Genomic DNA, 11,645 nt, shown 5'->3' with positions numbered 1-11,645 from the left:
GGTTTTTATGTAGCATCAGGTTAGTTGTTGGACGTTCACCACAAGAGGATTTACATGATCGCTCACCGCAGGCGCCTACACCCATCACGGGTGCCCATGCTAGCCGTTCTTATCGGCAGCTTGTGGCTAGCCGGCTGTGCTTCGTCCAGTACTCAGACACCTCAAGCCAATCCAGAAGCGGCTGACGCCTACACGCAGTTAGGCGTTGCTTACCTGGAACGTAATAACCTTCCTCGCGCACTCAATGCACTGGACCGGGCACTAGAGATTGCTCCACGCCATGCAGAAGCACTGCAAGCACTAGCGCTGGTTTACCAACGCCAGGGCGAGCGCGCGCTTGCCAACGACTATTTTCAACAGGCGGTTAACGCTGAGCCGGATTACACACGCGCCCGCAACAACTATGCGGCGTTTTTATACGGGCAGGGCAATTTCAACGCTGCCTGCGAACAGTTAGAAACCGCATCAGAGGATGCCCAGTACGCCAACCGTGCCCAGCTATTTACTAATTTAGGGCAGTGTTATCTGGCACTGGAAGAATTTGATAAAGCGCGCGCTCGGTTGGAGCGCGCGCAGAGTATTGATCCGCGTAATGCACGCGGCTATTTAATGTTAGCTGAACTCGAATATTCGCAGGGCCGTTACACTCAGGCCTGGGCGCCGCTGCAAACCTATTTACAGCTCGCCGAGCCCGACCAAGCAGCGCTAAGAATGGCGGTTGATATCGCCCACGCACGCGGCGAGCATGATGTTGCCGCCGAATACCAGCGCTTGCTAGGCAACGACTGACTGATTGACGCCCTGATCACCGCTTATTTAATGAAGGATGCTCAGCCATGAGCGATACACAGTCACAAGAAAACATTATCGATAGTCCTAACACTACTGGTAGCGCTTCGCCTGGCGAACTGCTTGCTCGCCAACGCGAGCAGCTCGGCATTCCACTCACCGATGCGGCCCGGGCGCTGAATTTGCGCCCCGCCGTGGTGGAAGGGCTTGAGCAGGATGATTATCAGGAAATCCCCGTCGCCGCTTATCGGCGCGGCTATCTGCGCTCTTACGCCAAATACCTGGGCATGGATGACCGGCTGGTGCTTGAGGCGTATCAAGCCCGCAGTGGCGGTACCGACACCGAACGCAAAGTGACGCCGGTCTCCACCGCCAGGCCGCCCTCCCGCGTTGGCGCTTGGCTATTTAAGCTGGTTACCCTGCTAGTGATCGCAGGCCTTATCGCCGTAACCGTGATGTGGTGGCAAAGCCGGGGCGGCAACGAGCCGCCGGGCTTTGGCTCAACCTCTACGGAAGAAACCGCCAACACCCAGGCGGAGCCAGCCAATGAGCCAGCTGAAGCAGAAAGCCCCACGGCTGGCTCAAGCTTCACCAGTGGCGATGAGAACGCGACGCTGCCGAGCAATGCCACTAACGTGTCGCCTTCGCCGTCAGTTGCCCAGGATCAAGCCCCCAGCGCGCAGGATGACGCTGACGCCGTTGCGGGTCTTAACGAATCAATCCTGGATAGTGACAGCGGCACGTCCAGCACTGCCGCAGAAAGCGATGAAGCGAACAGTACCGAGCAGAATGACAGTGCAGATCTCGCAACCGAACAAGAGAGTAACGCTGACAGCGAGCAAACCGCCGCTGCAGAGCCAGCCACCAATGCCAATGTGCTTGAGCTGACGTTTAACGAGCAGTCGTGGACTGAAATTTTTGATGCCACCAACCAGCGCATTTTCGTTGGCTTACAAACGCCCGGCACCTCGACAAGTGTCGAAGGTGAACCCCCTTTTCGTTTAACCGTGGGTAATGCCACCGGCGTTGAACTGCGCTACCAAGGCGAGGTAGTTGATCTTCCCGCCCGCGCAGGCGCCAACAATGTTGCCCGATTCACCTTGGGAGAGTGACCCGTCCTATGCACGCCCCTTCTCCGATAAAACGCCGCCATTCCCGTCAGATTCAGGTTGGAAATGTAGCCGTGGGCGGTGATGCGCCCATTGCCGTACAAAGCATGACCAACACTAACACCCTGGACGTGGCCGCGACCGTAGCGCAAATTCAGCAGCTGGAAAAAGCCGGCGCAGATATCGTGCGCGTCTCCGTGCCGGATATGGACGCCGCCGAAACCTTTGGCCAGATCAAAAAACTGGTCAATATCCCACTGGTTGCCGACATCCATTTTGATTACAAAATTGCCCTGCGCGTTGCCGAGCTAGGCGTCGACTGCCTGCGTATCAACCCAGGCAACATCGGCCGCGAAGACCGAGTACGCGCGGTGGTAAGTGCGGCCCGTGACCATGGGATTCCGATTCGCATCGGCGTCAACGCTGGGTCGCTTGAAAAAGACCTGCAAAAGAAATACGGCGAGCCAACGCCTGCCGCGCTGGTGGAATCTGCCATGCGCCATATTGACTACCTTGATCGCCTCGATTTCCAAGACTTTAAGGTCAGCGTAAAAGCCTCAGACGTGTTTATGGCGGTCGCCGCCTACCGCGACCTTGCCGAGCGCATTGAACAGCCCCTGCACCTGGGCATTACCGAAGCAGGTGGACTGCGCTCAGGCACGGTGAAATCATCGATTGGCCTGGGCATGCTGTTGATGGACGGTATCGGCGACACGATCCGTGTGTCGCTTGCCGCTGACCCAGTGGAAGAGATTAAAGTCGGCTTCGATATGCTGCGAAGCCTCAAGCTGCGCTCTAAAGGGATTAACTTTATTGCCTGCCCCAGCTGCTCACGCCAGAACTTTGATGTTATCAGCACCATGAACCAGCTCGAAGAGCGGTTAGAAGACGTGATGACGCCGCTGAACGTCTCAGTAATTGGCTGCGTGGTTAATGGCCCCGGCGAAGCCAAAGAGACCGATATCGGCTTAACCGGCGGCAGCCCCGCCAATCTGGTCTATATCGATGGCAAACCGGCCAGCAAGCTACGTAACGACCACTTGGTCGACGACCTGGAGCAGCTGATTCGTGAGAAAGTGCGCGAAAAACAGCAGCAGCAAGACGCTATGATCGCCCGCAGCGTTTAACCGCTGGGGCTAGCTGCCAGCCTGGGCAACCAGCGCTAAACGGCAGAATAAGGAGTTTTCATTGAGCAAGTCCGCCGTTAAAAAGATTCAAGCCATCCGTGGTATGAACGACTTATTGCCCAGCGACAGCCCGCGCTGGCAATTTTTTGAAGCCCAAGTACGCCAGCTCATGCTGCGCTACGGTTTCAATGAAATTCGCACGCCGATTGTTGAGCAAACCGCGCTGTTTGCGCGCTCTATCGGTGAAGTGACCGATATCGTCGAAAAAGAGATGTACACCTTCGACGATCGCAACAGCGAAAGTTTGACGCTGCGCCCTGAGGGCACCGCCAGCTGCGTGCGCGCGGCAATGGAACACGGCCTGCTGTACAACCAAACCCAGCGGTTGTGGTACCAGGGCCCCATGTTCCGTTATGAGCGCCCGCAAAAAGGCCGCTACCGCCAGTTTCATCAAATTGGTGTCGAGGCCTTCGGTTTTGATGGCCCGGATATCGACGCTGAGGTGATTCTGCTTTCAGCGCGGCTTTGGAAAGAGCTGGGGCTAATGGAGCACGTTACCCTTGAGCTTAATTCGCTGGGCTCATCTGAGGCGCGTGCGGCCTATCGCGACACGCTGGTGGCCTATTTTGAGCAGCATCATGACGTGCTTGATGAAGACTCCAAACGCCGTTTGACCAGTAACCCGCTGCGCATTCTTGACTCCAAAAATCCGGCCATGGCCGAGATGCTGGATGCCGCGCCGCAGTTGATGGATCACTTGGACGTGGAATCCCGCGAACACTTCGAGCAGCTCACCAAGATGCTTGAAGCGGCAGGTATAGATTATGTAATCAATCCCCGTCTAGTGCGTGGGCTCGACTACTACTGCCGCACCGTGTTCGAGTGGACCACCACCGCACTGGGCAGCCAAGGCACTGTTTGCGCCGGTGGCCGCTACGACGGTTTGGTCGAACAGCTGGGCGGCAAGCCTACCCCGGCGGTTGGCTTTGCCATGGGCATTGAGCGGCTAATTCTGCTGCTCGACACCCTGGAACTGATTCCTCAGGAGGCGCTCGGCGGCTGCGATGTGTATGTGCTACCGATGGACGATAACGCCACCACGGCGGCGATCACGCTGGCTGAGAATTTGCGCGGTGAACTGCCTGAACTGCAACTGCAGCTTCACTGCGGGGGCGGCAGCTTTAAAAGCCGGATCAAAAAAGCCGATAAGAGTGCCGCCTCAATGGCGATCCTGCTCGGCGAAGATGAGATTGCGCAGCAGTCGGCAACGCTCAAGTTTTTACGCGATGATCGCGAACAACAGCGTGTGCCGTTAGCCACTTTAGGCGCTACGCTGCGTGAGCTATTAGCCCCAGGCGCTTAGCCTACGACTGTTTGTGTCTACGACAATAGAGAAATAGGAGCCCGCCCGTGGTGGAGCTGAGAAGCGAAGAAGAGCAGCTAGACGCCGTTAAGCGCTGGTGGAAAGAGAACGGCATGTCGTTGATTGCAGGCGCTGTCCTGGCAGCGGCGGGGGTATTCGGCTGGAATGCTTGGCAGAACTATCAACAGGGTCAGGCCGAAGCCGCCTCCATGCGCTACCAGCAGTTGGTCAATATGACCGCTGGCAACGAGCTTGAAGACGACCAACTGGCAAGCGCGCGTGAAATGGTCGTTGAACTGACCGACGAGCATGGCAACACGCTCTATGCCGAGCTCGCCCTGCTGCTTGATGCTCGCCTGGCGGTACAGCAAGGCGACCTGGAAGGTGCGCGTACCGCGCTGGAAAGTGCTGCCGACTCATCGCGCCGCTACGTACAAAGCCTGGCATGGCTGCGCTTAGCGCGTGTTGAGCTTGCTGACGGCAACCCCACACAGGCCCTTGCGCTATTAGACGAGCCCATTAGCGACGCGTTAGCCGCCCAACGGGCAAACGTGCGGGGCGATGCCTTTGCTGCTCAAGGCGACACTGACGCGGCCCGTGACGCCTGGGAGACCGCGATGGAAGTGTCTCAAACCCAAGACCAGCCGCTTTACGGCGTGCAGTTCAAGCTTGACGATCTCGGCGCTGAGGAGGCGACACAATGACGATTAGCACAGCACTTAATCAGAGCATCTCCAAAAAGCTGATGCGAGTGAGCCTGGGTGCGCTGACACTGGCACTGTTGGCCGGTTGCGCCAGCAAAGGTGACCCCGCTTTTACGCCCAAAGAGTTGCGCAGTTTCGATGAAACCTCCTCGCTAGACACCCAGTGGGATCGAAACGTGGGCGATGGTTTAGGCCATGCTCGCTACCCTATCGCGCCTTCCCGTGAAGGCGACACTGTGTTTGCCGCCGACGTTGAAGGCGTGGTGATGGCCATGAATGCCAATAGTGGCGAAGTGGAGTGGGAAATCGATCTTGATACCACCATCTCTAGCGCATTAACGGCGATTGCCGGTCAGGTTTATCTAGCGACCGGTAACGGCGAAGTGATCGCACTGGATCAAAGCGATGGCAGCGAAAGCTGGCGTTCACGGGTCTCTAGTGAAGTGCTTGCCGCGCCCCAGGCCAATCAGCAACTGCTGGTCGTGCAAAGTGTCGATGGCCGCGTGACAGCCTTGGACCGCGCCACTGGTGAAGAGCGCTGGGTATACACCAGCTCACAGCCTTCACTCACCCTGCGCGGTACCGGCACGCCGATGGTGATTGACCCGGTTAGTTTTGTTGGCCTGGCCAATGGCCGTCTCGCCACGCTGGATAACCGCAGTGGCCAACCGCTATGGGATATGCAGATTGCCACGCCGCAGGGGCGTAGCGAAGTCGAGCGCCTAGTTGATCTTTCCGGCCAGCCGATCATCAGCCCCGATGGGCGCCTGTTCGTGACCAGCTATAACGGCCGCGTCGTTGCGCTTGAAGCCACCCAAGGCGATCTACTCTGGGAAGCGAACCTGTCTAGCCGCCATACGCCCATCCTGGTCGGCGATTTACTGTTTGTGGTTACCGATAACAGCCAAGTCGTCGCGTTAGATGCTAACAGTGGCCGTGAAATCTGGCGTAATGACGATCTTGAAGATCGTTGGTTGACCGCACCCGCCTTTGCCGATGGCCGTTTGGTCGTGGGCGATTTTGACGGTTATCTTCACCTGATTGACGCTCGTGAAGGCAATATCGTAGGCCGCACTCGCGTGCACAGCTCGGGCATCAGCGTTCGCCCGGTCACTGAAGGCAGCACCATTCATGTCCAGGCCAACAATGGTCGCCTGGAAACCCTGGAAGTAACTCCATGACACCCGTCATTGCTTTAGTCGGTCGCCCCAATGTGGGCAAATCGACGTTGTTTAACCGCCTAACGCGCTCGCGTGATGCCCTAGTGGCCGACTTTCCCGGCCTCACCCGCGACCGCAAGTACGGCAATGGCATGCTGGGCGACAAGGTCTATACGGTGATCGACACTGGCGGCATCAGCGGTGACGAAGAGGGTATCGACGCCGCCATGGCGGAGCAGTCGCTTGCTGCCATTGATGAAGCCGATATTGTGCTGTTTATGGTCGACGCTCGCGCCGGTCTTATCGCCGCAGACCAAGCGATTGCCAACCACCTGCGGGTTAATCAGAAAAAAACCTGGCTGGTGGTGAATAAAACCGACGGCCTGGAAGAGCACTCGGCGATGGGCGACTTCTGGTCGCTGGGCCTTGGCGACCCCTGGCCGATTGCCGCCGCCCACGGGCGCAACGTTTCTACCCTGATTGACGTGGTACTAGAACCGTTTCCCGAGCGCGATGCCAGCATCCCTGCCGATACCGGCAGCAAAGGCGTTCGTATCGGCGTGATTGGTCGCCCGAACGTGGGCAAATCAACATTGGTCAATCGCCTGCTGGGCGAAGACCGTGTGGTGGTTTTTGATGAAGCGGGCACCACCCGCGACGCCATCGAGATCCCCTTCGAGCGCCGCGGCAAGCCTTACGTACTGATTGACACCGCGGGTATCCGGCGGCGTAAGAACGTGAGTGAAATCGCTGAGAAGTTCTCCATCATCAAGACGCTGGATGCGATTAAAGAGTCGCATGTAGTGATCATGGTGCTGGATGGTTCCAGCGGTCTGGTGGAGCAGGATTTGCACCTGCTGGACTACGTATTAACCACCGGGCGCGCGCTGGTGCTGGCGGTTAACAAGTGGGACGGCCTGGAGAGCGAAGCCAAGGACAAGATGCGCACCGAAGTGAAGCGCCGCCTGGGCTTTGCCGATTACGCCGAGCTGCACTTTATCTCCGCTCTGCACGGCACCGCGGTAGGTGACCTTTACCCCTCGATCGACCGCGCCTTTGATGCCGCTAACGCTCACTGGTCGACCAATCGTTTAACGACCCTACTGCAAGATGCCGTCAGCCAGAATCCTCCGCCGATGGTACAAGGCCGACGGATCAAGCTGCGCATGGCTCACCAGGGTGGCAGCAACCCGCCGATTATCGTCGTACACGGTAACCAAACAGAGTCATTGCCTGAAGCGTACCGTCGTTATCTCACCAATACGTTCCGCAAGGTATTGAAGGTACGCGGCACGCCTATTCGCTTTGAGTTTCGCTCGGGCAGCAACCCGTTTGACACCATGGCGGGCGCCAGCGACAAAGAGAAAGCCAAAAAGCGCGAGCTTAACCGCACCAAAGAAGCGCGCAAGAGCCGTCGTTAATTCGCTATCTTGGTTATTCAAATTCGCCCGTTTGCACCGTCAAGCGGGCGTTTTGGTTACCCCCTATCCCAGGTAACACCCGCGATAACAGTTTCGCTTGACAGCGTCCGGTTTCGGCCCTCAAATAGCCGCGATTTTACTGGGCTGTCATTCATGCCCACTCCATATCACCCACCCCCATCACCACTCTTGCTGCCCTACTTGTATGCTGCTTATGCGCTGCGTAGGGGGAGAACGTTATGCTTTATGCTGCTCGCCGTTGGCTAATTCTATTGGGCTTAACCAGCCTGTTAACGGGCTGTCTCGCCCTGCCCCAAACCGGCCTATTTGCGTTTCGCTTGGCGGTGACCTCCCTGGGGGTCGAAGATGTACGCATTGGCCCTTACAGCATTAATGCTGGGTTGGATACGAGTGACCTAACCAGCCTGATTGCTTCCAGCCTGGGCGCGGGCAGCCTGCCCATACAAGCCACTATTGCCATGGGCCTTGGCTTACCCGCAGGCATGCCGCCGGTGGAAATGTCAGGCTTTCGCTGGTCGTTAGATATGCCGGGCGTTGACCCTGTGCAGGGCAACTATGAGCAGGATGTCACGCTCACCTCCGGCGACGATGCCAATTTACGCCTGCCAGTTGCCTTTGATGTGCTGGGAACCGACACTCAACGCATGGCGCCCATGCTGGAGCTTGCCAGTCAGCTGGCGTCTCAAGGCGAGCTACCGCCCGGTAGCCAACTGGCTATCACGCCAGGCGATCTGCGCGGTTTAGGTATGCGGCTCCCTGCAGGTTTGTTGACGCCCACGATTCGCCTAAACGTGGGTGCCGATGGGCAGCTAGTCCCTCAGCGCTGAGGGTTGCTCAGTTCAGCCTCCATGTCCGCCCTCCAGGTGGGTTATGATGGGAGGGATTGATTTACTGTTATCAGCGGTTATCTTGTGAGCAAGAAACCCACTCGTCTATAAGGAAACCGTCTCATGCGTTGGCTTCGCCCTATCGCCGTTACCGCTTTATGCGCTTCTATCGCCGCTTGTACCACGTCTCCCACCGGTCGTTCGCAGCTGTTGCTGCTTTCTGATGGTGAGCTTAATGAGATGGGGCGGCAGGCATTTTCTCAATATCAGCAGGAGCTTCCTACTGCCAACCAGTCTAGCCAGCGCTATGTACAATGCATCGCTGATGCCATCGTCGCGGAATTGCCTGCTGAGCAGCAGCAGCTAGATTGGCAGATTCGCGCATTTGAATCGGAACAGCCTAATGCTTTCGCCCTGCCCGGCGGCTATATGGGCGTGAACACTGGCATGTTGGATATCGCTACCACCCAAGACCAGCTGGCGTCCGTCATCGGCCACGAGATTGGCCACGTGCTAGCGAACCACGCGAATGAGCGCGCCTCTACCGAGAACGCTACCTCATTGGGCCTGTCGGTAATCTCCAGCACTTCTAGCATGCAGTCCGCCGGTGGCCAGCAGCTCATGGGCTTGCTTGGTATGGGCGCACAGTATGGCATTGTGCTGCCGTTCTCGCGGGCGCATGAAAGCGAGGCCGATGTGATTGGTCTGGACCTAATGGCACAAGCTGGCTTCAACCCACGTGAAAGCGTCACCCTGTGGGAAAATATGCAGGCAGCCACAGGCGGCGGTGCTCCGCCCGAGTGGATGTCGACCCACCCAGGCCAAGGCCAACGTATTGAAGGCCTGCAAGGCAACATGGACCAAGCGATGGCCCTCTATGAGCAAGCCCGCAACAATGGTCGCACGCCGAACTGCCCACGCCCTTAACGGTTTACGTTGAGGTTTGACATTCGGCTCTTGAGGTTTCAATGATTAGACTAGGGTTACTGCTGCTGGTATTGCCGCTGTTTGTGCTGATGGGCGTCTTTTTCTGGGAGTTAAACGATGTACGTGCCTGCCAGCTAGACGGCGGTCACTGGAACTATATCGAGAGTGTTTGCGTCGATACCCCGCAGCCGTTCGTCTCCTGGCTGCAGCGCTCGCCACTGCTCGTCAACGGTGGCATGGTGCTCTCGGTGGTAGGCCTGGTGATGTGCATGGTGGGGCTATATGTAAAACGCGCTAAGTGAAGCGTTTTTAGCATCAAAAAAGCGGGACGGATACACTATCCGGCCCGCTTTTTTTCGCAACACTCACCAGCAGCAATGATTACCAGACACAACGTTTACCAGACCTAATGATTAATAATTAAGCGATTGGCGCAGTATTTCCCGCACAGGAACGGTATCAGGCCTGACGTTACGCCAGAGAAAAAACGACTCGGCCGCTTGCTCTACCAACATACCTAAGCCGTCTAGCAGCTTCGCACCGCGCGGGCCTGCCCATTGCAAAAACACCGTCGGCTCGGCCCCGTACATCATGTCGTAAGCCCAGGCATTAACGGCAAAGAGCTCATCAGGTAGCGGCGGCAACTCGCCTGTAAGGCTGGCGCTGGTGCCGTTTATCACCACATCAAAGACGCCGCTGACGGTGTCAAAACTACCGCCATGAATGCTTCCCAGATCGGCAAAATCGCTGGCCAACTGCTCTGCTTTGGCAGCGGTGCGATTAACCACGACGACTTCGCTGGGCTGCTCGGCAAGCATTGGTTCCAGAATGCCACGCACTGCGCCGCCGGCTCCTATCACCAATACACGCTTTCCCGCTAACGCCACGCGGTGGTAGGCCAAATCACGCACTAGGCCAATACCGTCAGTCGTATCGCCGTAGGTGCGGCCGTTGCCGCCAAGAATCAACGTATTGACCGCGCCTGCCCGACGGGCTCGATGGCTCAACGTATCGCACAGCGCGAAAGCATCTTCTTTGAACGGCACGGTGACATTGGCGCCGCGCCCACCTGCGTCGATAAACGCCCGCCAAGCACCCGCAAAGCCATCCACCGGTGCTTCTTCAGTGGTGTACTCAAGGGCTTGTTGCGCCTGATGGGCAAACTCAGTGTGGATCAGCGGTGATTTGGAGTGCTTAACGGGGTTGCCAAACACGCAGTAGCGATCGGTCATCAGAGCTCTCCGCTAGTGGTTAACGGTGTCTCACCAGTGGCTTCGCCGAGCCAGTCCCGGGGGTGTAAAAAGTCCTGCAAACGCGCTTCGGCGCTGCCGGCTTCCGGCTCAAAGGCGTACTCCCAGCGCGCCAAGGGGGGCATCGACATTAAAATGGACTCCGTGCGTCCGCCGCTCTGCAAGCCAAACAGCGTACCGCGATCCCACACTAAATTGAACTCCACGTAGCGGCCACGGCGATAAAGCTGGAACTCGCGCTCGCGCTCGCTCCAGGCATCGTTCTTGCGGCGCTCCACGATGGGCAAATAAGCCTCTAGGAAGCTGTCGCCCACCGCCCGCTGCATGGCAAAACAGTCGGCAAACTCGCCTTCATTTAAGTCATCGAAAAACAGCCCGCCAACGCCGCGGGTTTCATCGCGGTGTTTGAGATAGAAGTACTCATCGCACCAGGATTTGTAGCGGGCGTAAACGTCATCGCCAAAGGGGTCACAGGCGGCTTTTGCTACCCGGTGCCAGTGGACGACATCTTCCATCACAGGATAAAACGGCGTTAAGTCGAAACCGCCGCCAAACCACCATACCGGTGGCTCGCCGACTTTCTCAGCAATAAAGAAGCGCACGTTGCCATGGCTGGTGGGCACATGCGGGTTTTCAGGGTGCAGCACCCAGGAAACACCCACCGCGTGAAAACTTCGCCCAGTAAGCTCAGGGCGCGCGGCGGTAGCGGAAGGCGGCAGCTGGGTGCCATACACATGTGAAAAGTTGACGCCGCCCTTTTCAAATACGCCGCCATTAGTCATCACACGCGAGCGACCACCGCCCCCCTCTTCACGCTCCCAACTATCTTCTTGGAACTGGGCAGCCCCATCGGCTTCGGCTAATCCAGCACAGAGCCGTTCCTGCAGATCAAGAAGGTAGCGTTTAACGTCATCAAGGTGCTCGTGGGCCACGGTAACTCCTGAGGG

General features: G+C 57.6%; 12 protein-coding genes. 10 read left to right on the top strand and 2 right to left on the bottom strand.

Annotation, left to right across the window (positions count from 1 at the left end):
- Window positions 1-54: 54 nt before the first annotated feature.
- The 10 genes from pilW to V8L71_RS16740 all read left to right on the top strand — a co-directional run bounded on the left by pilW (window position 55) and on the right by V8L71_RS16740 (window position 9,750).
- A complete protein-coding gene (gene pilW, locus V8L71_RS16785) occupies window positions 55-789 on the top strand; it encodes a type IV pilus biogenesis/stability protein PilW (RefSeq protein ID WP_336274859.1) in 735 nt (244 codons plus the stop codon).
- 47 nt (window positions 790-836) lie between these two features.
- The gene (locus V8L71_RS16780) at window positions 837-1,901 is read left to right on the top strand and encodes a RodZ domain-containing protein (protein WP_336274858.1); all 1,065 of its coding nucleotides are present in this window, start codon (window positions 837-839) and stop codon (window positions 1,899-1,901) included.
- 8 nt (window positions 1,902-1,909) lie between these two features.
- Window positions 1,910-3,025, top strand: coding sequence for a flavodoxin-dependent (E)-4-hydroxy-3-methylbut-2-enyl-diphosphate synthase (gene ispG, locus V8L71_RS16775; RefSeq protein ID WP_336274857.1), 1,116 nt, complete (start codon window positions 1,910-1,912; stop codon window positions 3,023-3,025).
- A gap of 61 nt (window positions 3,026-3,086) precedes the next feature.
- Window positions 3,087-4,388, top strand: a complete 1,302-nt coding sequence (gene hisS, locus V8L71_RS16770; RefSeq protein ID WP_336274856.1) for a histidine--tRNA ligase — start codon at window positions 3,087-3,089, stop codon at window positions 4,386-4,388.
- A gap of 47 nt (window positions 4,389-4,435) precedes the next feature.
- Complete coding sequence (locus tag V8L71_RS16765) at window positions 4,436-5,092, top strand: YfgM family protein (RefSeq protein WP_336274855.1); 657 nt, start codon at window positions 4,436-4,438, stop codon at window positions 5,090-5,092.
- Window positions 5,089-6,273: an outer membrane protein assembly factor BamB gene (gene bamB, locus V8L71_RS16760; protein ID WP_336274854.1), complete on the top strand. Its 1,185-nt coding sequence runs from the start codon at window positions 5,089-5,091 to the stop codon at window positions 6,271-6,273. The genes V8L71_RS16765 and bamB overlap by 4 nt, the downstream gene beginning before the upstream one ends.
- On the top strand, window positions 6,270-7,673 hold the full coding sequence (gene der, locus V8L71_RS16755) for a ribosome biogenesis GTPase Der (RefSeq protein ID WP_336274853.1): 1,404 nt from the start codon (window positions 6,270-6,272) through the stop codon (window positions 7,671-7,673). The genes bamB and der overlap by 4 nt, the downstream gene beginning before the upstream one ends.
- A 239-nt stretch (window positions 7,674-7,912) precedes the next feature.
- Window positions 7,913-8,521, top strand: coding sequence for a hypothetical protein (locus tag V8L71_RS16750; protein ID WP_336274852.1), 609 nt, complete (start codon window positions 7,913-7,915; stop codon window positions 8,519-8,521).
- Between the two features lie 123 nt (window positions 8,522-8,644).
- On the top strand, window positions 8,645-9,448 hold the full coding sequence (locus tag V8L71_RS16745; protein ID WP_336274851.1) for a M48 family metallopeptidase: 804 nt from the start codon (window positions 8,645-8,647) through the stop codon (window positions 9,446-9,448).
- A 41-nt stretch (window positions 9,449-9,489) separates the two neighbouring features.
- Window positions 9,490-9,750, top strand: a complete 261-nt coding sequence (locus tag V8L71_RS16740; RefSeq protein ID WP_336274850.1) for a hypothetical protein — start codon at window positions 9,490-9,492, stop codon at window positions 9,748-9,750.
- Between the two features lie 111 nt (window positions 9,751-9,861).
- Here V8L71_RS16740 and aroE read toward each other — a convergent pair whose 3' ends face one another.
- Window positions 9,862-10,680, bottom strand: coding sequence for a shikimate dehydrogenase (gene aroE, locus V8L71_RS16735; protein ID WP_336274849.1), 819 nt, complete (start codon window positions 10,678-10,680; stop codon window positions 9,862-9,864).
- Complete coding sequence (gene hemF, locus V8L71_RS16730; RefSeq protein ID WP_336274848.1) at window positions 10,680-11,630, bottom strand: oxygen-dependent coproporphyrinogen oxidase; 951 nt, start codon at window positions 11,628-11,630, stop codon at window positions 10,680-10,682. Before hemF ends, aroE begins: the two co-directional genes overlap by 1 nt.
- Window positions 11,631-11,645: the final 15 nt, after the last annotated feature.

It is taken from the genome of Vreelandella indica (assembly GCF_037070225.1).
GTDB classification, from domain to species: Bacteria; Pseudomonadota; Gammaproteobacteria; order Pseudomonadales; family Halomonadaceae; genus Vreelandella; species Vreelandella arctica.
Note: the sequence above shows the minus strand (reverse complement) of the source record. Positions and strands in the feature narration are given on the sequence as shown.

Excerpts from the sequence above, each read along its gene's own strand:
- pilW (WP_336274859.1), top strand. The coding sequence starts at position 55 with ATGATCGCTCACCGCAGGCGCCTACACCCATCACGGGTGCCCATGCTA.
- V8L71_RS16780 (WP_336274858.1), top strand. The coding sequence starts at position 837 with ATGAGCGATACACAGTCACAAGAAAACATTATCGATAGTCCTAACACT.
- ispG (WP_336274857.1), top strand. The coding sequence starts at position 1,910 with ATGCACGCCCCTTCTCCGATAAAACGCCGCCATTCCCGTCAGATTCAG.
- bamB (WP_336274854.1), top strand. The coding sequence starts at position 5,089 with ATGACGATTAGCACAGCACTTAATCAGAGCATCTCCAAAAAGCTGATG.
- der (WP_336274853.1), top strand. The coding sequence starts at position 6,270 with ATGACACCCGTCATTGCTTTAGTCGGTCGCCCCAATGTGGGCAAATCG.
- V8L71_RS16750 (WP_336274852.1), top strand. The coding sequence starts at position 7,913 with ATGCTTTATGCTGCTCGCCGTTGGCTAATTCTATTGGGCTTAACCAGC.
- V8L71_RS16745 (WP_336274851.1), top strand. The coding sequence starts at position 8,645 with ATGCGTTGGCTTCGCCCTATCGCCGTTACCGCTTTATGCGCTTCTATC.
- V8L71_RS16740 (WP_336274850.1), top strand. The coding sequence starts at position 9,490 with ATGATTAGACTAGGGTTACTGCTGCTGGTATTGCCGCTGTTTGTGCTG.
- aroE (WP_336274849.1), bottom strand. The coding sequence starts at position 10,680 with ATGACCGATCGCTACTGCGTGTTTGGCAACCCCGTTAAGCACTCCAAA.